Raw genomic sequence first — 21464 nt, 5'->3', positions numbered from 1 at the left:
AAGTCCTTCCATATCCGGCAGTGTCCTGCCGTATGGTGAACCAACGCCTGTTGCACCGCGGGGACCTTTGGCGGCAGTTGACGCTGAAGGTCTCTTTTGTGTGCGGGCCGGCACACGCTGCCGGTCCCTGAAGGAATGACCTGTGGCCGGGCCTTCGCCGCGCGTCGACGCACGGCGGGGGCGTGGATCCCGGTGGTCGCCGTCCGTCGCTCCGTGATCCGGGGCGGCACCCCCCAGGCGTGGGGCGGACGGTACGGCCCGCCGGTGCCGGCCAGCCCCCCACCGGGCGCGTACCCGTCTCGCGCGACGCGTCCCGACAGCAAGGAACGACCATGGCGTCCAGCCTGACGAAGGACTCGGTCTCCCCGGGCACCCCCGGATCCGAGAAGACCTTCTTCGGCCACCCCCGCGGACTGGCCACTCTCTTCATGACCGAGATGTGGGAGCGTTTCTCCTACTACGGCATGAGGGCTCTGCTCCCGCTGTACCTCGTCGCGCCGGGCGGTCTCGGTCTGAGCGCGGGCACCGCCACCGCCATCTACTCGGTGTACCTGTCGCTGGTGTACCTGCTCGCCATGCCCGGCGGCTGGTTCGGCGACCGGGTCTGGGGCCCCCGCAAGACCGTCGCCGTCGCCGGCGGTGTCATCATGCTCGGCCACCTCACGCTGGCCCTGCCCTACTCGGGCACGTTCTACGGCGGCCTCGGCCTCGTCGCGATCGGCTCCGGTCTGCTGAAGGCCAACATCTCCACGATGGTCGGCCAGCTCTACAAGGGCCCGGACGACCCGCGCCGGGACGGTGGCTTCACCGTCTTCTACATGGGCATCAACCTCGGTGCCTTCGCCGCGCCGCTGATCATCGGCACCGTCGGTGAGAACGTCAACTGGCACCTGGGCTTCGCGCTCGCCGCGCTCGGCATGGGCCTGGGCGTCACGCAGTTCCTGCTGGGCACCCGCCACCTGGACCCGCAGTCCAGCGTCGTCCCGAAGCCGCTGTCGGCCGAGGAGAAGGCCTCCACGCTCCGCAAGGCCGCGCTGTGGGCGGGCATCGCCGTCGTGGCGTACGCGATCGTCGGCTTCTCCGGCCACTACACCCTGAACTGGATCCTGGTCCCGCTGACCCTGCTGGGCGTGATCATCCCGGTGATGGTGCTGGCGCGCATCAAGCGCGACAAGGACCTCGACCGCACCGAGCAGTCGAAGATGTCCGCGTACATCTGGTTCTTCGTCGCCGCGGCGATCTTCTGGATGATCTACGACCAGGGCGGCTCGACCCTGTCGATCTTCGCCGACTCGTCGGCCGAGAACAGCGTGCTGGGCTGGGACTTCCCGGTCTCCTGGTACCAGTCGGTCAACCCGGTCCTGATCATGGCCCTGGCCCCGGTCTTCGCCTGGATCTGGCTCGCGCTGAACCGGCGCGGCAAGGAGCCGAGCACGATCGTGAAGTTCTCGTCCGGTCTGATGCTGGTCGGCGTCTCGTTCTTCCTGTTCCTCGCCCCGCTGTCGATCGCCGACGGCGGTCACAAGGCGGCCGCGCTGTGGCTGGTGGCGATCTACTTCGTCCAGACCGTCGGCGAGCTGCTGCTCTCCCCGGTCGGCCTGTCGGTCACCACGAAGATGGCGCCCGCGAAGTACGCCTCGCAGATGATGGGCGTCTGGTTCCTGGCCGTCACCGCCGGTGACGCCACGACCGGTCTGCTGTCCATCGCCGGTGTCGACCTCAACAAGACGGGGATCGTCGCCTTGGAGGCGACCCTCGCGGTCGTGGCGGGGTTCGCCATCTGGATGTACCGGAACAAGGTGAAGTCGTTGATGGGGGACGTCCGCTGAGGCGGGTGTCGCGCGTCGCGCACTGAAACGAAGGGCTCCCGGCCGGCACGGCTGGGGGCCCTTCGGGGTTTTTCGGGGGCTTGGGGGCTCTTTCCGGGTGCCGGCCGGCTGTGGCTGATCGCGCAGTTCCCCGCGCCCCTCAGGGGCGGCACCCCGCCGACGCCGGGTGCGGGGCCTCCGTGGCTGGGCGCGCAGTTCCCCGCGCCCCTGAGGGACGCCGCCGCTGCGGGCAGTCGTGCCGCTAGGGGCGGCACGGGTGGGCGCAGCGGCACCCCGCCACCGCCGGGTGCGGGACCCCCGTGGCTGAGCGCGCAGTTCCCCGCGCCCCTGAAGGACGCCGCCGCTGCGGGCAGTCGTGCCGCTAGGGGCGGCACGGGTGAGCGCAGCGGCACCCCGCCACCGCCGGGCGCGGGACCTTCGTGGCTGAGCGCGCAGTTCCCCGCGCCCCTGAAGGGCGCCTCCACCGTGCTGAGGACGCTCAGGTGGGGGCGTACCGGCCCGGAAGCCCCCGGTGCGGGCCCGGGTGTTTCGCGGGCGCTCAGGCGCGTACAAGGCGCCGCGCCGAAAAACGAAACGGCCCCCGGGGACCCCTCAGGGTCCTGGAGGCCGGTGCGTACCGGGACGTACCGGGAACTACGACGGCGTGCCCAGCTCGGCCCAGACTGTCTTGCCCGCCACATCGGGCAGGCGCTGGACCCCCCAGTCCAGACACAGCCGCTGGACGATGAACATGCCGTGCCCGCCCGGACGGCCCGCGCGGTGGGGCGTGCGCGGGGACGGCCGGCCGGTGCCGCGGTCGGTGACCTCGAGGCGGATCACCTTGCGGTCGCAGGTGATGGTCAGCAGGTCCGGTCCTTCGGCGTGCAGGCACGCGTTGGTGACCAGCTCGGACACGACGAGCAGGACGTCCTCGGCGGCGGCGCGCCGGTCCGCCGTGGCGGCCGGCAGCCAGCCCCAGTCGTACAGCGCCTGCCGCGTGAAGTCCCGCGCGAGCGGCACGACCCCGCTCTGGTCCTCGAAGCTCAGCCGGCGCACCTGTGCGCCGCCGGGCTGCCCCTCGGGGGACACCGGCTCGGCGGTCGGCGTGGCCACGCCGCCGTCCGGGGCGCCTGCGGCCGGCGCAGCGCCCCCGGGCGTCCCGGAAGCGCCGCTGGGCTCCGGACCGCGGTCGCCCGGCGAATAGGGCCGGGTGGTGCTCATCAGCGCTTCACCTCACCGTGTCACCAGTTCACAATGCGAAATCTTCCGTACTCGGCCGGTCACGCGCGGACGGCCCGACGGGTTCTCGGCGCCCTCCCGACCACCGCGTCCGGGACGTACAGGGTGTCTCCTGCCCGACCCGTCCGACGGAACACCCCCGTATTCGCGCGAAAAAACGCGTCGGGAGCCCCCCGCCGCCGGCGGGTGCGGCACGAGCGCCCCGCCGGGCCTGCCCGCCCGCGTCACGCCGAATCGTCGGCCAGGGCCGCCTCGAGCGTGTCGTGGACGGCGAACACCGCGTCCGCGCCCGTGATTTCGAACACGCGCGCAACGACGGGCTGCATGCCCACGAGGGCCACCCCGCCGCCGCCCGCCTCGGCCTTCAGCCGGGCCCCGAGCAGCACGTTCAGCCCCGTGGAGTCACAGAACTCCAGCCGGGAGCAGTCGATGACAAGCCGCTTGAAACCCTTGGCGAGGCAGTCCTCCAGTGGCTCCCGCAACAGATCGGCGGTGTGGTGGTCCAACTCACCCGCCGGGGTCACGACGGCACTGGGGCCCTCTTCTCGCACCTCGACCAGAAGCCGGCCCGACTGTGCGCTGCCGACCGTCCCGCGGTCCATGCCGTCTCTCTCCCGAGGTCGTGGCTGTTCCTGACGCTCTCGAACATTACGCCTTCCGGCCACGCATCGACACTCTAACAATCACGCACAAACGGACATAACCGAACAGAACGCACTTGCGGCATGCTCCGAGCAGCCGGTAGGGCTAGTAAAGACACGTACCCGACACGGCCGGCTTTGGAGGCGCCGCACACCGCAGTGCACGTATCGGCTTCGGCAGCCATATGCCGAGAACGATGGAGGACATCATGTCACCCCGGCTCGACGCATCGCCTACCCAAGAAGCGACGTCGACACCACCCCCGGAACATCTGGATCCCATCGAGCAGGACGACCTGGGAGTCGTCGAGGACGGTCTACTCGCCGGACTCCCGGAGATCCCCCCGTACGACGAGGTGGGCCCGGTCGACGCACGGGCCCTGTCCAAGACCCTGTTCGAGCGCCTGGAGTCGCTCGACGAAGGCAGTCACGACTACTCGTACGTACGCACCACGCTCGTCGAACTGAACCTCGCACTGGTCAAGTTCGCCGCCTCCCGGTTCCGCTCCCGCAGCGAGCCCATGGAGGACATCATCCAGGTCGGCACCATCGGCCTGATCAAGGCGATCGACCGCTTCGAGCACACGCGGGGTGTGGAGTTCCCCACTTTCGCGATGCCGACCATCATCGGCGAGATCAAGCGCTTCTTCCGCGACACCTCGTGGTCCGTGCGCGTACCGCGCCGCCTGCAGGAGCTGCGGCTGGACCTGGCCAAGGCCGGCGACGAACTGGCCCAGCAGCTCGACCGCGCGCCGACGGTGGCCGAGCTGGCGGACCGGCTGGGCATCACCACCGACGAGGTCGTCGAGGGCATGGCCGCGTCGAACGCGTACACCGCCTCCTCCCTGGACGCCCAGCCCGAGGAGGACGACGCAGAGGGCGCCCTGGCCGACCGGATCGGTTACGAGGACCACGGGCTCGAAGGCATCGAGTACATCGAGTCGTTGAAGCCGCTGATCGCCGAACTGCCGTCACGGGACCGGAAGATCCTGTCGCTGCGGTTCGTCGCCGGCATGACCCAGTCGGAGATCGGAGAGGAGCTCGGCATCTCCCAGATGCACGTCTCCCGTCTGCTGTCCCGGACGCTGGTGAAGCTGCGCAAGGGCCTCACGGTCGAGGAGTGATCACGGCCGCGTGACGTCCGTCCTCCAGGGGGCGGCCCGGAGGGTCCGGGCCGCCTTTCAGAGGTTCCGGGGCCTTTCGGCGTCCTCCCGTACGCCCCGGCGCCACACGCCCGTGACCAGCGGGACGCCCGGCCGGTAGGCCAGGTGGACGTGGCTGGGGGCGTCCAGCAGCACCAGGTCCGCGTACGCGCCCGGGACGAGCCGGCCGACGTCGGTGCGCCGCAGCGCCGCCGCCCCGCCCGCGGTGGCCGCCCAGACCGCCTCGTCGGGCGTCATCCCCATGTCCCGCACGGCGAGCGCGACGCAGAACGGCACCGACGAGGTGAACGACGAACCGGGGTTGCAGTCGGTGGACAGCGCCACGGTCACCCCCGCGTCCAGCAGCCGCCGGGCGTCCGGCCACGCGGCCCGGGTGGAGAACTCCGCACCGGGCAGCAGCGTCGCCACCGTCGAACTGTTCGCCAGCGCGTCCACGTCGGCGTCGGTGAGGTGGGTGCAGTGGTCGGCGCTGGCCGCGTCCAGCTCGACGGCGAGCTGCACACCGGGCCCGTACGAGAGCTGGTTGGCGTGGATCCGCGGATGCAGCCCCTTCGCCTTGCCGGCGGTGAGGATCGCGCGGGCCTGGTCGCCGTCGAAGGCGCCCTTCTCGCAGAACACGTCGATCCAACGGGCGTGCGGGGCACAGGCGTTCAGCATGTCACCGGTGACCAGGGCGACGTAGCCGGCCGGGTCGTCGGCGAACTCGGGGGCGACGATGTGCGCACCCAGGTAGGTCACCTCGTCGGTGTGACGGGCGGCCAGCCGCAGGGCACGGGCCTCGTCCTCGACGGTCAGCCCGTAGCCGGACTTGGTCTCGAAGGTCGTGGTGCCCTGCCGGAGCGCCTCCGCGAGGTGGCGGGTGAGGTTCGCCTCCAGTTCCGCGTCGCCCGCGGCGCGCGTGGCGGCGACCGTGGTGCGGATGCCGCCCGCGCTGTACGGGCGGCCCGACATACGGGCGTTGAACTCCTCCGTGCGGTCCCCGGCGAACACCAGGTGGGAGTGGGAGTCGACGAATCCCGGCAGGACCGCGCGGCCTCCCGCGTCGACCCGGTTGTCGGTGGCGGGTGCTTTGCTTGATTCACCGGTCCACACGACGCGGTCGCCCTCGATGACGACGGCCGCGTCCCGGACCAGGCCGAGGGGGTCCGTGTCGCGGAGGGAGGGGTCGTTGGTGACCAGCGTGGCGATGTTCGTGATGACGGTGGCACTCATGGTGTCCTCATGGGTCGCGTGCTCATGGGTCGTCAGGCGCGCAATTCCCGGATCGCCCGCGCGAGGGCTCCGGGCACGTCGGGGACCAGCGTGTGCGCCCCGTCGCGCACCACGTGCCGGCCTGCCACGACCGTGTGCCGGACGTCGGCGGCCGTCGCGGCGAATACGGCCGTCTCGGCGCCCAGCCTGGGCAGCGGTCCCACCGTCCTGACCGAGTCCAGCGCGACGGTGGTGAGGTCGGCGCGCGCCCCGGCCTCGATGACGCCGGTGTCGTCCCAGCCGAGCGCCGCGTGCCCGTCGACGGTGGCCGCGCGCAGCAGGGCCGCGGCCGTCCAGTGACCGCGGGTGCGGGTGCGCAGCCGCTCGTTCAGCTCCATCGCGCGCGCCTCCTCGAACAGGTCGACGACGGCGTGGCTGTCGGAGCCGAGGGAGAGCGGGGAGCCCTCGTTCTGGAGGGCCGCGGCGGGTCCGATGCCGTCGGCGAGGTCGCGTTCGGTGGTGGGGCACATGCAGGTGCCGGTGCCGCTGCCGCCGATCAGCGAGACGTCCTCGGCGGTGAGGTGGGTGTTGTGCACGCCGGTGGTGCGCGGCCCGAGCACGCCGTGCAGGGCGAGCAGTTGGGCGGGGGTGCAGCCGTGTGCCTCCCGGCAGGCGTCGTTCTCGGCGGTCTGCTCGGACAGGTGCACGTGCAGCGGGGCCCTCCGTTCCTCGGCCCAGCGCGCCACCGTCGACAACTGCTCCGCGGGCACGGCCCGCACGGAGTGCACGGCCGCGCCGATCCGCGCGTGGTCCCGGTCCTTGAGAAGTGAAGAGCGTGCGGCCCAGGACTCCGCGTCGCCGTCGGAGAAGCGGAGCTGGTGCGCGGTGGGCGGCCGGCCGAAGCCGGAGGAGAGGTAGGCGGCGTCGAGGAGGGTGATCCGGATGCCGGCCTCGGCGGCGGCCGCGAGAAGCGCCTCTCCCATGGCGTTGGGGTCGGCGTAGGGCGTGCCGCCGGGCGCGTGGTGCACGTAGTGGAACTCGCCGACGGTGGTGATCCCGGCCAGCGCCATCTCGGCGTACACGGCGCGGGCGAGGGCGTGGTAGCGGTCCGGGGTGAGCCGGTCGGCGGTGGCGTACATGACCTCGCGCCAGGTCCAGAAGGTGCCGGAGCCGACCTGGACGGTGGAGCGCAGGGCGCGGTGGAAGGCGTGGCTGTGGGCGTTCGCCAGTCCGGGGAGGGTCAGTCCGCGCAGGATCTCGGCGCCGGGCGGGGGCGCGGGGGTGCCGGTGCGGACGGCGGCGATGCGCCCGTCGGTCACGTCGAGGGTGACGCCGGGCTCGACGTGCGTGCCGAGCCAGGCGTGTTCCAGCCAGTACGTCCGCAAGGTGGCGGTCACGGTGCGGCCAGTCCTTCCAGTACGTCGGCGAGAGCGAGGACCCCGGCCACGCAGTCGTCCTCGGCGGCGTACTCGGCCGGGGAGTGCGAGACGCCGGTGGGGTTCCGTACGAACAGCATGGCGGTCGGGACGCGTCCGGCGAGGATTCCCGCGTCGTGTCCCGCGCCGGTGCCGAGGACGGGCACCTTCAGGCCAGCGTCCTTGCCGAGGATGCGGGCCAGCCGGTCGCGCAGGGCGTGGTCGAACTCGACGACGGGGGTGAAGGACTCGCGCTCCACGTCGAGCTGGACGCCGTGGGCGGCGGCGTACGCGCGGGCGGCCCGCTCCACCCCGCCGACCACCGTGTCCAGTCGCTCCTGGTCACTGGCGCGGGAGTCGAGCCAGCCGCGCACGAGGGAGGGCACGGCGTTGACGCCGTTCGGCTCGACGGCCATCTTGCCGAACGTGGCGACCGCGCCCGCGCGTTCGGCCTCCCGCCGCGCGGAGAGGACGGTCTCGGCGTACGGCAGCATCGGGTCGTGCCGGTCGGCGAGCCGGGTGGTGCCGGCGTGGTTGGCCTCGCCGCGGAAGTCGAACCGCCAGCGGCCGTGCGGCCAGATCGCGGAGGCGACGCCGACCCGGTCGCCGGTGAGGTCCAGCGCCCGGCCCTGCTCGACGTGCAGCTCGACGAACGCGCCGATGCGGCCGAGGCGCACGGGGTCGGGGCCGATGGCGTCCGGGTCGTGGCCGGCGGTCTCCATGGCCTGCGGGAGGGTGACGCCGTCGGTGTCGGTGAGCCGGTGCGCCTGGTCGACGGTGAGCGCGCCCGCGGTGAGCCGGGAGCCGACGCAGGCGAGCCCGAAGCGGGCGCCCTCCTCGTCGCCGAAGTTGACGATGCCGAGCGGCTTCGCCGGGCGGACGCCCCGGCGGCGCAGTTCGTCGAGGGCGGCGAAGGCGGAGACGACGCCGAGGGGCCCGTCGAAGGCGCCGCCGTCGGGCACCGAGTCCAGGTGCGATCCGGTGACCACGGCGTCCCCCTCGGCGGGGTCTCCGAGCCAGGCCCACTGGTTGCCGTTGCGGTCCACCTCGTAGGTGAGGCCGCGGCGGCGGGCCTGCTCGCGGAACCAGTCCCGGCAGTCGGCGTCGGCGCCGGTCCAGGCGAACCGGCGGTAGCCGCCGCTCGTCGAGTTCCGTCCGACGGGCAGCAGTTGCCGCCACATCTCGTGGAACGAATCAGGCTGTGGGCAGTCGTTCCGCGGGGCGGAACGCGTGGGCACAGCCGAGCCCGCAGTCGGCGACGACCCGACTGCCCCCACCGGAGAGGTGCCGTTCTGATTCACGCGGGGTCACCCTCACGCATGGGCACCCGCACACCCTTCGCGTCCGCCACCGACTCCGCGATGTCGTACCCGGCGTCCACATGCCGGATGACGCCCATGCCCGGGTCGTTCGTCAGCACGCGGCGGATCTTCTCGCCGGCCAGGGCGGTGCCGTCGGCCACGGTGACCTGCCCCGCGTGGAGGGACCGCCCCATGCCGACGCCGCCGCCGTGGTGGATCGACACCCAGGAGGCGCCGGACGCCACGTTGACCATGGCGTTCAGCAGCGGCCAGTCGGCGATGGCGTCGGAGCCGTCGAGCATCGCCTCGGTCTCCCGGTAGGGGGAGGCGACGGAGCCGCAGTCGAGGTGGTCGCGGCCGATGACGACCGGCGCGGACAGTTCGCCGCTCGCGACCATGTCGTTGAAGCGCTCGCCGGCCTTGTCGCGCTCGCCGTAGCCGAGCCAGCAGATGCGGGCGGGCAGGCCCTGGAAATGGACGCGCTCCCCGGCCATCTTGATCCAGCGGGCGAGGGACTCGTTCTCCGGGAAGAGGTCGAGGATCGCGCGGTCGGTCCTCGCGATGTCGGCGGGGTCGCCGGAGAGGGCGGCCCAGCGGAAGGGGCCCTTGCCCTCGCAGAACAGGGGGCGGATGTAGGCGGGGACGAAGCCGGGGAAGGCGAACGCCCGGTCGTAGCCGGCGAGCTGGGCCTCGCCGCGGATGGAGTTGCCGTAGTCGAAGACCTCCGCGCCGGCGTCCTGGAAGCCGACCATCGCCTCGACGTGCCGGGCCATGGACTCGCGGGCGCGGGTGGTGAAGCCGGCCGGGTCCTTGGCGGCGGCGTCGGCCATGTCCTCGAAGGCGGTGCCGAGGGGCAGGTAGGCGAGGGGGTCGTGGGCGGAGGTCTGGTCGGTGACGATGTCGATCGGCGCGCCCATGGCGAGGAGCTGGGGGACGACTTCGGCCGCGTTGCCGAGGACGCCGACGGACAGCGGGCGGCGGGCGTCGCGGGCCTCGGTGGCGAGCCGCAGCGCGTGGTCGAGGGAGTCGGCCTTCACGTCGAGGTAGCGGTGCTCGATGCGGCGGTCGATGGCGCGCGGGTCGCAGTCGACGCAGATCACGACGCCGTCGTTCATGGTGACCGCGAGCGGCTGGGCGCCGCCCATGCCGCCGAGTCCGGCGGTGAGGGTGATGGTGCCGGCGAGGGAGCCGCCGAAGCGCTTGGCGGCGACGGCGGCGAAGGTCTCGTAGGTGCCCTGGAGGATGCCCTGGGTGCCGATGTAGATCCAGGAGCCGGCGGTCATCTGCCCGTACATGGTCAGGCCGAGCTGCTCGAGGCGGCGGAACTCCTCCCAGTTCGCCCAGTCGCCGACCAGGTTGGAGTTGGCGAGGAGGACGCGCGGCGCCCACTCGTGGGTCTGCATCACGCCGACGGGGCGGCCGGACTGGACGAGCATCGTCTCGTCCTGCTTGAGGGTCCTGAGGGTGCGGACCATGGCGTCGAAGGAGCGCCAGTCGCGGGCCGCCTTGCCGGTGCCGCCGTAGACGACGAGCTTGTCGGGGTGCTCGGCGACCTCCGGGTCGAGGTTGTTCTGCAGCATCCGCAGGGCGGCCTCCTGCTGCCATCCCAGGGCGCTCAGCTCGCTGCCGCGCGGTGCTCGGACGGGACGCGGTCCTGACATGGGGTGCCTCCAGGTGGCCACACGACGTCTGCAGATATTCACATCCTCATCCGCTGAATAGAGCTAGTCAATACAGGGGGTGCGTCGGCACCTCCGTCCGGGGGATGTTTGGCTGGATGCATGCGCGCGAACGAGCAGATACGTGACAGGACGGGCGACGTGACGGCCGGGGCCGACCCGAGGGCCGCCGGGCGGGCGGCCCGCCGGGACGCCGCGGTGCGGGCGGCCGTGGAGCAGGGCTTCCTCGACACCGACGCGCCCCTCGTGGGACTGCTGGACGTCACCGGCATCCGTGAGTCGGCGGCGGACCTGCGGGCCGCCTTCGAGGCCGTGACCGCGCCGGGCACTCCGGTGCTGCACGCCTTCGCGGTGAAGGCGAGCCCGCTGGTGCCGGTGCTGCGGCTGCTGCGCGAGGAGGGCATCGGCGCGGAGGTGGCCAGCCCGGGCGAGCTGGCGCTGGCGCGCGCCGCGGGCGTGGAGCCGGGGCGCACGGTACTGGACTCCCCCGCGAAGACGCCCGCCGAGCTGCGGGAGGCGCTGCGGCTGGGCATCGCCGTCAACGCGGACAACCCGCAGGAGCTGGAGCGCATCGACGCGCTGGTGGCCGGCACGGACGTGCGGTCGCCGCTGGGCATCCGGGTGAACCCACAGGTCGGAGGCGGTTCCATCGAGGCGCTGTCGACCGCGACGGCCACGTCGAAGTTCGGTGTGGCGCTGCGGGACGAGGGAGCGCGGGAGTGGGTGGTCCAGGCATACCTGGACCGTCCGTGGCTGACCCGGCTGCACGCCCACACCGGCTCCCAGGGCATCGCCCTGACGATGATGGCGCGCGGGGTCGCGGAGACGTACGAACTGGCGGAGGAGATCAACCGGCGGGCCGGACGCCGGCAGGTCGACACCCTCGACATCGGCGGCGGACTGCCGGTGAACTTCGCCTCCGAGGAGACCGGCCCGACGTACGCGGAGTACGCGCGGCTGCTGAAGGAGACGGTGCCGGGGCTGTTCGACGGGCGGTACGGGCTGGTCACCGAGTTCGGCCGGTCCCTGCTGGCCAAGCACGGCACGGTGGTCACGCGCGTGGAGTACGCCAAGAGCGCGGGCGGCCGTCCGGTCGCGGTGACCCACGCGGGCGTGCAGGTCGCGACGCGCACGGTGTACGCGCCGCAGTCGTGGCCGCTGCGGATCGCCGCGTACGACGCGAAGGGGCTGCCCAAGGAGGGCCCGGCGGTCGTCCAGGACGTGGCGGGACCCGCCTGCTTCGCGGGCGACCTGCTGGCGCAGGGGCAGGAGCTGCCGCTGCTGGAGCAGGGCGATTACGCGGCGGCGCTGGACACGGGCGCGTACTACTTCGCGCACCACTACGCCTACAACTCGCTCCCGCGCCCGGCCGTCCTCGGCTACGCGCAGTCGCCGTCGGGCGGGATCACCTTCGCGACGGTCCGCCCGGCCCAGCCGATCGAGGAGATCGTCACGGAGTCGGGCGCGGCCCACACGGAGTCCCTGACGGACCTGGCCTGAGCCGCCTCGGCCGGGGCCGGACGGCGCACGTGCGCCCACCCGCGCCCCGGCTCACGCGTCCGGCGCGGCCGGTGGGCGCCCGGCAGCGCGCGCGGAGGGCCTCCGGCCGGGCGCGGCCGCGCCAAGCCGTCTCCGGCACCACCGGACCGGGCAGCGGGCCCTCGCCCACGCCCCGACTCCCCGCGTCCGGCAGGCACCAGGGAGCCCGCCCGGGCGCGGATACGGCACGCGCCCGGCGCGCCCATGCGCCGGGGCCGGTCGGCCCGGGGCGAGCCGCCTTCGCGCGTGGCGTGGGTTCGGATGTCGGGCCGGTGCGGCCGTGTGGGGGTGCGGGTTCATCCCGGGCGCGTGGTCGCCACGCGCCCGGGCCGTCAGGCCGCCGTCGTCAGCCTGCGGCGGGCTCCGCCCGGGGCCGCGTCGCCCGCGGCGATGCCCGTGGTGCGGTAGGCCTTGACGGCGCGGCCGGCGGGACGGCCCGCGCCCTTGCGGAGCCAGTCCACGCGGACCCACAGCAGCACCTCGTCGGCCCGCTCCAGGCGGCCGATCCACGCCGCCTTCAGCCACAGCCCCACCCCGCACCCGGCGAGCACCATTCCGGCCGCGGCGGGCGCCGCGAGGGCCGAGCCGAGTGCCGCGAGGAAGGCGAGCAGCAGCCACCAGCGGTGCGCCCGGCGCCAGTTGCGCGCGGTGACCGCACGGTCCTGCAGCACGTCGTGCCGGCCCGCCCGGGCCGCCGCGCGGGCGAGTGCGCGGTACCGGCCCCGCCGCGTCAGCGTCACGAGGGCCGCGGCCACGAGGAACAGCGCGGCTCCGCCGAGCGCTCCGATCCGCAGCCCCGTCAGGCCCGGCACGAACGCCCCGGCGCCCGCGGCGACGACTCCCAGCCACCACAGTGGCGCGGCCCCGGCCCGTACGACGACGGCCACCCGGGCCAGCCCCTGTCCTCCGCGCGTCACGTCCAGCCTCCCGTCTTCCGATTCCTGAGGAAGTCCATCTGTGGGAAGTCCCTTACCTGTGGAACGCCTTCGAGGGAAGTCCCGTGCGTCGGACGCTAGCGGGGCAAGCTGAGACGAGTCTGAGAAGACGCGCGTCCCTCGCGCCGGTCACTCCACGAACAGCCCGCGCGCCGCGGCCCGGGTGTCGAAGTCCTCCAGCCGCGCCTGCGCGTCGGGCAGGTCGTCGCACATCGCCTCGAGCAGCACCCGCCCCAGCAGCATCGGCGCGCACGCGGTGTCGAACACCAGCGCCGTGCCGACGGCGGCCGGCAGCAGCAGGTCGGACACCTTGGCGACGGGCGCGAACGGCGAGTCGGCGACGGTGACGACGGTCAGCCCCGCCTCCTTGGCGTGGACGAGCGCGTCGAGGACCTCGCGCGGATGCCGCGGCAGCGCGAAGCACAGCAGCGCCGACGCCCCCGCCCGCACGGCCGCGTCGATCCGGTCGAGCAGCATCGTGCCGCCCTCGTTGAGCAGCCGTACGTCCGGGTGCACCTTGGCGGCGAAGTAGGCGAAGCCGTGCGCCTGGGCGGCGGCGGCCCGCAGGCCGAGCACGGGCAGGGGCCGGCTCCCCGCGAGCACCCGCCCCGCGCGCCGCACGGGCCCGGGGTCGGCCAGTACCTCCGCGAGATGGCGCAGGTTCTCGATCTCCGCCTCGACGGCCTGCTGGTACTCGTTGTGCGAGCCGGTGTCCGCGGCGGGTTCGGCCGGCGCGACCTCGCGCAGGTGGCGGCGCAGCGCGGGGTAGCCGTCGAAACCGAGGGCGACCGCGAAGCGGGTCACGGAGGGCTGGCTCACCCCGGCCAGTTCGGCCAGCTCCACGCTCGACAGGAACGGCACGTCGGCGGCGCGCCGCACCATGCTGTGGGCGATGCGCCGCTGGGTCGGCGTCAGCCGGTGCCCCTCGAAGAGCGCCTGGAGACGCGCCGCGGGGCTCTCGGTGCCGCTCATGACCTGACTCCCCCTCGGCCGTCCCCGGCCCATTCATCCGTCGTGACTTCTGCATGCCGTTATACAGGCGAACGCCGCACCGTGCCGGGCGGGCGCCGGACCCCGCCCGGATCACGCCATGTCGTGGATCCGGGGCCCTCTTCCCGGACACGTCCGGATCTCGACGATTTAGCCACGAGGTCCGCGCGGCCGGGAACGGCCGGATAGCGTAAGTCGTCGAACATGTAAGCAATTTGGACTCAGGTGCCCCACGGGGCACAGGGCGCAGGAGTGGGTGGGGGCGTGGACGCGCAGAGTCGTGGGCGGGCGGAAGGGGCCGATCCCGCCGACCAGTGGGTGCTCAATCCGCGGACCGGTGACTACGAACTGAGACTGGACGGCGGCGCACCGCCCCCGGCGCCCTCGGTGCCGCGCCAGCGCACCCCGCAGGCGCCCGGCCCGCGTCCCGGCGGCCCGCGGGAGCGGGATCCCGGCCCGCGGGAGCGTGATCCCGGCCCGCGTGACGGGGACGACGACACCGCGCCCGACGGCCCTCGCGACGCGCACCGCCGCAAGCGCAGGCAGCCGAAGAGGTCCGGCCGCCGCAAGGCGCTGATGTGGACCGGGGGTGTGATGGGCCTGGTGCTGGTCGGCGGCTCGGCGTTCGCGTACTACTGGTGGGACCGCCTGGGCGGGAACATCGACACCGTCGACATCGGTGACGTCGGCAGCGCCACCGTCCTCGGGGACGGCCCGGCCAACATCCTCGTCATCGGCAACGACGTCCGCACCGGCGAGGGCAACGAGGCGTACGGCAACCGGGACAACGTGACCGGGCACGCCGACACCACACTGCTGTTCCACGTCGCCGGGGACCGGTCCAACGCGACGGTGGTGAGCATCCCCCGGGACCTGATGACCGAGATACCGGACTGCGAGACCCGGCAGTCCGACGGCTCGACGAAGACGATCCCCGGCTCGGAGGGCAGGACCAAGTTCAACGAGTCCTACGGCGTCGAGGGCCGCGACCCCGGCTGCACCATGCGCACGGTCGAGCAGCTCACCGGCCTGGACGTGGACCACTTCATGATGTTCGACTTCAACGCCGTCAAGACGCTGTCCACGGCGGTCGGCGGCGTCGAGGTGTGCCTGGAGGAGCCGCTGAAGGACACCTCGGGCGGCACCAAGCTCGACCTGCCGGCCGGGAAGACCACCATCCAGGGCGAGGAGGCGCTGTCGTTCCTGCGCAACCGGCACGGGCTGAAGAACGAGAGCGACCTGGACCGGATCGGGATGCAGCAGAAGTTCGTCGCGTCGATGCTGCGCCGCCTCAAGGAGGACACGCTCGGCAGCCCGACGAAGATGCTGGACGTCGCCGACGCGGCCACCAAGTCCCTCACCGTGGACCAGGCCATCGGCAGCCCCGGCAAGCTGCTCACCCTCGCCAAGGAACTCGGCAAGATCGACCTGAAGAACATCACGCTGATGACGCTCCCGGTGATCGACAACCCTGACGAGCCGCGGCCCGTCACCGTCGTCCCGGACCCGGCCAAGGCACCACAGGTGTTCTCGATGCTCCAGGACGACGTGTCGTTCACCGAGGTGAAGAAGCAGAAGAAGAAGGCCAAGGACAAGCAGGACGCGCTGCTGAAGGGCGCGCGGGCCGAGGCGTCCGCCGTGCGCGTCGACGTCCTCAACGGCGGCGGCCCGCAGGGCGCGGCCGGGGAGACGGTCACCTGGCTGCAGAACAGCCAGGGGGTGTCCCGTTCGGCGAACCAGGGCAACGCGCCCGCGAAGGTCTCCCGCACCCAGCTCGTGTACGCCCCGGACCAGGCGGACCAGGCCCGCAAGCTGGCCGACCTGATGGGCCTGCCCGCCGCCGCGATGAAGCCCACCGCCGAGGCCGGCGGCGACGCGCCGATGACCTTGACCCTCGGACCCGACTTCACGAAGGCCGGGGTGCCGGTCGCGACGCCGAAGAAGGTCGACGTCCCGCAGTCCCGGGCCGACGAGAAGATGTGCAAGGCCTGACCCTGGCCGGCGCGCGGGGGCCGCGGGACGGCGGCCCGCCCGAGCACGGGAACGGGGGTTACCCCCAGTGCGCGCCGGCTCCCGCGTCCCTACCTTGTGAGGCATGACCGGAATGGACGCGCGGGACGCCGAGCTGAAGAAGGAACTCCACGCCTCCCTGCAGGCCCGCAGGGATCTGGGCGAGGACTACGAGTCGGCCCTGATCGACTCGTTCCTGGAGAAGGTCGACCAGCGCATCGACGGCGCCGTGGAGCGCCGGGTGCGCCGGCAACTGGCCGAGCACCGGCTGACGTCGGCCCGGGACGCGCGGGCGCCGAAGGCCACGGACTCCTGGGGCGAGCGGTTCGGCTTCGGGATCGTGTCGATGGTGCTGGCGGTGCCGCTGTCCGCGATCGGCGGGGGCGTGGCCGACCTGCCGGGGCTGCTGGTCGCCTGGGCGGGGATCGTCGGCGTGAACGTCGTCCAGGTCGTGCGCGGCAACCCGGCGCTGTTCCGGGGCCGCCGCTCGGCACGGGACGACGACGCCTGGGAGGACTGAGCCGCAGGGGGTGCGTGGCGCACGCGCCGGGGAAAGAGTTTGCGCGGGGACCGCCGCACCCCCGTTGCCGGGGGGCGGGACGACGGCGGTCCCCGCGAACACGCGCTGCGCCACGGGCGTAGTGCGTTTCACAGGCGTCCATGGAGGTCCGGGAGCCGCTCCGGAGGTCCTTCGACGCCGTGTGGCCGTCGGCCGGTCCGGGGAGCCGCTCCCGTCCCGCCGACATCCACCACTGTGCCGGAGCTGTGTTAACCGGGTGCTGCGCGGGCGTGACGTGCTCGTACCACTTGCGGGAAGTCCCGCACGGGACGGACCGCGTTCCTGAGGTCCGGGACCCGGGCGCGGGTCGTCGTGGGTCGCTCGCGCAGTTCCCCGCGCCCCTTCGGGGCGCGTCCACCGCAGCACGCCCAGGGGCGCGGGGAACTGCGCGCCAAGCCCCCACCGCGCCGCAGACGGCATCACACCGCACCGCCCCCCTCAGGGGCGCGGGGAACTGCGCGATCGGTCACCCGTCCCGCCGCGGACGGCTACCTCACGCGCCGGTCTTGGCGAGGAAGGACAGCAGGTCCTGACGACTGACCACCCCGGTCGGCTTGCCCTCGACCAGCACGATCGCCGCATCCGCCTTGCCCAGCACCGCCATCAGGTCCGCGACCGGCTCACCGGAGCCCACCTGCGGCAGCGGCGCGGACATGTGCTTCTCCAGCGGGTCGTCGAGCGAAGCGCTCTTGCTGAACAGGTGGTCCAGCAGCTCCCGCTCGACGACCGAGCCGACGACCTCGGCGGCCATCACGTCCGGGTGACCGGCGCCCGGCTTGACGACCGGCATCTGCGAGACGCCGTACTCGCGCAGCACCTCGATGGCCTGGCCGACGGTCTCGTCGGGGTGCATGTGGACGAGGGACGGGATGTGGCCGCCCTCCTTGTCGTCCAGCACGTCGGCGACGCGGGCGCTCGGGCCGTTGTCCTCGAGGAAGCCGTAGTCGGCCATCCACTCGTCGTTGAAGATCTTGCTGAGGTAGCCGCGGCCGCTGTCGGGGAGCAGTACGACGACGACGTCGTCCTCGCCGAGCCGGGAGGCCACCTCCAGCGCCGCCACGACCGCCATGCCGCAGGAGCCGCCGACCAGCAGGCCCTCCTCCTTGGCGAGCCGGCGGGTCATCTGGAAGGAATCCTTGTCGGAGACGGCGACGATCTCGTCCGCGACCTCACGGTCGTAGGCGGTCGGCCAGAAGTCCTCGCCGACGCCCTCCACCAGGTACGGACGGCCGGAGCCGCCGGAGTACACCGAGCCCTCGGGGTCCGCGCCGATCACCTTGACGCGGCCGTCGCTGGCCTCCTTGAGGTAGCGGCCGGTGCCGGAGATGGTGCCGCCGGTGCCGACGCCCGCCACGAAGTGCGTGATCTTCCCCTCGGTCTGCTCCCACAGCTCGGGGCCGGTGGAGTGGTAGTGCGACAGGGGGTTGTTGGGGTTGGAGTACTGGTCCGGCTTCCAGGCGCCCGGCGTCTCACGGACCAGCCGGTCGGAGACGTTGTAGTACGAGTCGGGGTGCTCGGGGGCCACGGCAGTCGGGCAGACGACGACCTCGGCGCCGTACGCGCGCAGGACGTTGATCTTGTCGGTGGAGACCTTGTCCGGGCAGACGAAGATGCACTTGTAGCCCTTCTGCTGGGCCACGATGGCGAGTCCGACGCCGGTGTTGCCGCTGGTCGGCTCGACGATGGTGCCGCCCGGCTTCAGCTCCCCGCTCTTCTCCGCCGCCTCGATCATGCGCAGGGCGATGCGGTCCTTCACGGAGCCGCCCGGGTTGAAGTACTCCACCTTGGCCAGGACGGTGGCCCTGATGCCCTTGGTCACGCTGTTGAGCCGCACCAGCGGGGTGTTGCCGACGAGGCTGATCATCGAGTCGTGGAATTGCACCGTTGTCTCCGGACTGCTGCAAAAGAGGTGGTCGTGGTGGTGATGCCAGCCTAGGCCCTCCCCGGAGCCGGACCCGGCCGGGTCGTTCACTCCCTGTCGGGATTGGACCACCGTCCGTACGGGGCAAGACCTGGGTGTACGGCTACGAGGAGGTGGCGGCGAGCATGACGGGCATGTCGAGGGCGCGAGTGGCCCGGCGCATCGCGGCCGGCGCCGCGTACGGCGGCGGGGGGATCGGGCTGGTGGGCGCGGCGGCCGTGGGGCTGCTGCTGGCGGAGGCGCAGCTGGCCCGGCGCCGTGTGGGCAACGGCACGTCACCTCACGTGCCCACCGCGGACGGACTGTACGGCGCCTCCTACACGGTGCCGGGTGAGCCGGCGCTGCGACTGACGATGCTGGGCGACTCCACGGCCGCCGGGCAGGGCGTGCACCGGGCCGGGCAGACGCCGGGCGCGCTGCTCGCCTCCGGGGTGGCGGCGATCGCGGAGCGTCCGGTGGGGCTGTCCACGGTGGCGGTGCCCGGGGCCCGCTCGGACGACCTCGACCGGCAGGTGAGTCTGGCGCTGGCGGACCCGTCGCGGGTGCCGGACATCTGCGTGATCATGGTCGGCGCGAACGACGTGACGCACCGGATGCCGGCCACCCGGTCCGTGCGCCACCTCGCCTCGGCGGTGCGGCGGCTGCGGACGGCCGGCGCGGAGGTGGTGGTCGGCACGTGCCCGGATCTCGGCACGATCGAGCCGGTACGGCAGCCGCTGCGCTGGATGGCCCGCCGGGCCTCGCGGCAGCTCGCGGCGGCGCAGACGATCGGCGTGGTCGAGCAGGGCGGGCGCACGGTGTCGCTGGGCGACCTGCTGGGGCCGGAGTTCGCGGCGAACCCGCGGGAGCTGTTCGGCCCGGACAGCTACCACCCCTCGGCGGAGGGGTACGCGACGGCGGCGATGGCGGTGCTGCCGACGGTGTGCGCGGCGCTGGGACTGTGGCCGGAGGAGGACCGGCCGGACGCCGCCCGCCGCGAGGGGTTCCTGCCGGTGGCGCGGGCGGCGGCGGAGGCGGCGTCGGAGGCGGGTACGGAGGTCACGGCGGCGATGCCGACGGGGCCTCGGGGCGCCTGGGCCCTCCTGAAGCGCCGTCGGCGCCGGCGGGTCACGGAATCCGAGCCCGAGCCGTCGACGCAGCCGTCGCCGTGACCCACCTCGCGCTTCTGCGACGCCGGGGCGGGTGGTATGTGGCCGGGGGCGCAGTTCCCCGCGCCCCTGAAGGGGCGTACCGCCCCAGCTGCGGGCAGTCGTGCCGCCTTGCAACGCCGGGGGCGGGTGGTCTGTGCCTGATCGCGCAGTTCCCCGCGCCCCTTGTAGGGGCGTACCGCCCCAGCTGCGGGCAGTCGTGCCTCCCCCAGTGCCTTAATGGCCTGGGGGGACCCCCAGGGCGGCACGGGTGGGCGCAGCGGCACCCCTCCGACGCCGGGTGCGGGGCCTCCGTGGCTGAGCGCGCAGTTCCCCGCGCCCCTGAAGGGGCGCTTCCGTCACGGTCGCTGGAAGCGGGGCCATAAAAAAGCAAGCGCTTAGAAAGTTGCGGCCCATCTCACACCCCGACACCCGTGACCCCTGTCATACGGCCGGGTAACTTCCCAACGGACGCCGCCCAGCGCCCCGCCGCACCCTCTTCACTCTGGAGCCGTGATGCCCGAAGCCGTGATCGTTTCCGCCGCCCGCTCCCCCATCGGCCGCGCCTTCAAGGGCTCGCTCAAGGACCTGCGGCCGGACGACCTGACCGCCACGATCATCCAGGCGGCCCTCGCCAAGGTCCCCGAGCTGGACCCGAAGGACATCGACGACCTGATGCTCGGCTGCGGCCTGCCCGGCGGCGAGCAGGGCAACAACCTCGGCCGGGTCGTCGCCGTGCAGATGGGCATGGACCACCTCCCCGGCTGCACCATCACCCGCTACTGCTCCTCCTCGCTGCAGACCTCCCGCATGGCGCTGCACGCGATCAAGGCCGGCGAGGGCGACGTCTTCATCTCGGCCGGCGTCGAGACGGTCTCGCGCTTCGCGAAGGGCAACTCCGACAGCCTCCCGGACACCCGCAACCCGCTGTTCGCCGAGGCCGAGGCCCGCACCGCCGAGGTCGCCCAGCAGGAGGGCACCACCTGGCACGACCCGCGCGAGGACGGCCTGGTCCCCGACCCGTACATCGCGATGGGCCAGACCGCGGAGAACCTCGCCCGCTGGAAGGGCGTCACCCGTCAGGAGATGGACGAGTTCGGCGTCCGCTCGCAGAACCTCGCCGAGGAAGCCATCAAGAACGGCTTCTGGGAGCGCGAGATCACCCCGGTGACGCTGCCCGACGGCACGGTCGTCAGCAAGGACGACGGCCCGCGCGCCGGCGTCACCATGGAGGGCGTCTCCGGCCTGAAGCCCGTCTTCCGCCCCGACGGCCTGGTCACCGCCGGCAACTGCTGCCCGCTGAACGACGGCGCCGCCGCGCTGGTCGTCATGAGCGACACCAAGGCGCGCGAGCTGGGCCTGACCCCGCTGGCCCGGATCGTGTCCACCGGCGTCTCGGGCCTCTCCCCGGAGATCATGGGTCTCGGCCCGGTCGAGGCGAGCAAGCAGGCCCTGCAGCGGGCCGGCCTGACCGTCGACGACATCGACCTGTTCGAGATCAACGAGGCGTTCGCCGCCCAGGTGATCCCGTCCTACAAGGACCTGGGCATCCCGCTGGACAAGCTGAACGTCAACGGCGGCGCCATCGCCGTCGGCCACCCCTTCGGCATGACCGGCGCCCGCATCACCGGCACGCTCATCAACTCCCTGCAGTTCCACGACAAGCAGTTCGGTCTGGAGACCATGTGCGTCGGCGGCGGCCAGGGCATGGCGATGGTCATCGAGCGCCTGAGCTGAGACCGGTCACGCCGCTGAGTCACCCGGGCGGCACGCTGCGTGAGATTCCGGCCCGGCACCCCCGTTCTCCGGGGTGCCGGGCCGTTCTGTGATCCAAATTCCCCCAGGATGTGACCTACGCCTCGCGGGAGGGGTATCGGCGCAGGTCACGGAAGCCGCATCAGGTGCCTACACCCCGCCGGACTGTCCGATTCGTGACGTTACGCACT

The 21464-nt window shown here is 72.8% G+C and carries 16 protein-coding genes; 7 read left to right on the top strand and 9 right to left on the bottom strand.

Features of this window, described 5'->3' with window-relative positions; translation table 11 throughout:
* The first annotated feature begins 332 nt into the window (after nt 1-332).
* A complete protein-coding gene (locus ACQZOG_RS03535; RefSeq protein WP_033276199.1) occupies nt 333-1829 on the top strand; it encodes an oligopeptide:H+ symporter in 1497 nt (498 codons plus the stop codon).
* Nucleotides 1830-2462: 633 nt separating this feature from the next.
* On the opposite strand, the gene ACQZOG_RS03530 is transcribed toward ACQZOG_RS03535, so the two are convergent.
* Nucleotides 2463-3029: an ATP-binding protein gene (locus ACQZOG_RS03530; RefSeq protein WP_037639955.1), complete on the bottom strand. Its 567-nt coding sequence runs from the start codon at nt 3027-3029 to the stop codon at nt 2463-2465.
* Between the two features lie 242 nt (nt 3030-3271).
* On the bottom strand, nt 3272-3649 hold the full coding sequence (locus ACQZOG_RS03525; protein ID WP_019522686.1) for an STAS domain-containing protein: 378 nt from the start codon (nt 3647-3649) through the stop codon (nt 3272-3274).
* Nucleotides 3650-3897: 248 nt separating this feature from the next.
* On the opposite strand from ACQZOG_RS03525, the gene ACQZOG_RS03520 reads away from it, so the two are divergent.
* Complete coding sequence (locus ACQZOG_RS03520) at nt 3898-4812, top strand: RNA polymerase sigma factor SigF (protein ID WP_106963417.1); 915 nt, start codon at nt 3898-3900, stop codon at nt 4810-4812.
* 57 nt (nt 4813-4869) lie between these two features.
* On the opposite strand, the gene hutI is transcribed toward ACQZOG_RS03520, so the two are convergent.
* The 4 genes from hutI to hutU form a co-directional block, all read right to left on the bottom strand.
* Nucleotides 4870-6063 carry an imidazolonepropionase gene (gene hutI, locus ACQZOG_RS03515; protein WP_193455183.1) on the bottom strand — a complete coding sequence of 398 codons (1194 nt, stop codon included), beginning with the start codon at nt 6061-6063 and terminating at the stop codon, nt 4870-4872.
* A 32-nt stretch (nt 6064-6095) separates the two neighbouring features.
* Nucleotides 6096-7439: a formimidoylglutamate deiminase gene (locus ACQZOG_RS03510; RefSeq protein WP_193455182.1), complete on the bottom strand. Its 1344-nt coding sequence runs from the start codon at nt 7437-7439 to the stop codon at nt 6096-6098.
* Complete coding sequence (locus tag ACQZOG_RS03505; RefSeq protein WP_193455181.1) at nt 7436-8638, bottom strand: allantoate amidohydrolase; 1203 nt, start codon at nt 8636-8638, stop codon at nt 7436-7438. The genes ACQZOG_RS03510 and ACQZOG_RS03505 overlap by 4 nt, the downstream gene beginning before the upstream one ends.
* A 116-nt stretch (nt 8639-8754) precedes the next feature.
* Nucleotides 8755-10419, bottom strand: coding sequence for a urocanate hydratase (gene hutU / locus ACQZOG_RS03500; protein ID WP_430741269.1), 1665 nt, complete (start codon nt 10417-10419; stop codon nt 8755-8757).
* Between the two features lie 120 nt (nt 10420-10539).
* Here hutU and ACQZOG_RS03495 point away from each other — a divergent pair, with 120 nt between their 5' ends.
* Entirely contained in the window at nt 10540-11937 is a 1398-nt protein-coding gene (locus ACQZOG_RS03495; protein WP_430741268.1) for a diaminopimelate decarboxylase, read from the top strand.
* A 371-nt stretch (nt 11938-12308) separates the two neighbouring features.
* On the opposite strand, the gene ACQZOG_RS03490 is transcribed toward ACQZOG_RS03495, so the two are convergent.
* Together ACQZOG_RS03490 and ACQZOG_RS03485 are read right to left on the bottom strand one after the other, a co-directional pair.
* Nucleotides 12309-12893 carry a hypothetical protein gene (locus ACQZOG_RS03490; protein ID WP_033276191.1) on the bottom strand — a complete coding sequence of 195 codons (585 nt, stop codon included), beginning with the start codon at nt 12891-12893 and terminating at the stop codon, nt 12309-12311.
* A 147-nt stretch (nt 12894-13040) separates the two neighbouring features.
* A complete protein-coding gene (locus ACQZOG_RS03485) occupies nt 13041-13883 on the bottom strand; it encodes a MurR/RpiR family transcriptional regulator (protein WP_033276190.1) in 843 nt (280 codons plus the stop codon).
* A gap of 282 nt (nt 13884-14165) precedes the next feature.
* On the opposite strand from ACQZOG_RS03485, the gene ACQZOG_RS03480 reads away from it, so the two are divergent.
* Together ACQZOG_RS03480 and ACQZOG_RS03475 are read left to right on the top strand one after the other, a co-directional pair.
* A complete protein-coding gene (locus ACQZOG_RS03480; protein ID WP_203550684.1) occupies nt 14166-15893 on the top strand; it encodes an LCP family protein in 1728 nt (575 codons plus the stop codon).
* 112 nt (nt 15894-16005) lie between these two features.
* Nucleotides 16006-16431 (top strand): hypothetical protein, encoded by a 426-nt coding sequence (locus ACQZOG_RS03475; protein ID WP_033276188.1) that lies wholly within the window; start codon nt 16006-16008, stop codon nt 16429-16431.
* Nucleotides 16432-16963: 532 nt separating this feature from the next.
* Here ACQZOG_RS03475 and ACQZOG_RS03470 read toward each other — a convergent pair.
* Entirely contained in the window at nt 16964-18352 is a 1389-nt protein-coding gene (locus ACQZOG_RS03470) for a cystathionine beta-synthase (protein WP_033276187.1), read from the bottom strand.
* Nucleotides 18353-18516: 164 nt separating this feature from the next.
* Between ACQZOG_RS03470 and ACQZOG_RS03465 the strand changes: the two genes are divergently transcribed.
* On the top strand, nt 18517-19542 hold the full coding sequence (locus tag ACQZOG_RS03465) for an SGNH/GDSL hydrolase family protein (protein WP_033276247.1): 1026 nt from the start codon (nt 18517-18519) through the stop codon (nt 19540-19542).
* 492 nt (nt 19543-20034) lie between these two features.
* Nucleotides 20035-21255 carry an acetyl-CoA C-acetyltransferase gene (locus ACQZOG_RS03460; protein WP_033276186.1) on the top strand — a complete coding sequence of 407 codons (1221 nt, stop codon included), beginning with the start codon at nt 20035-20037 and terminating at the stop codon, nt 21253-21255.
* Nucleotides 21256-21464: the final 209 nt, after the last annotated feature.

The sequence above is a fragment of the Streptomyces sp. P13-3-3 genome, from assembly GCF_050571355.1.
GTDB lineage: Bacteria > Actinomycetota > Actinomycetes > Streptomycetales > Streptomycetaceae > Streptomyces > Streptomyces althioticus.
This window is presented reverse-complemented; position numbering and strand designations above follow the sequence as displayed.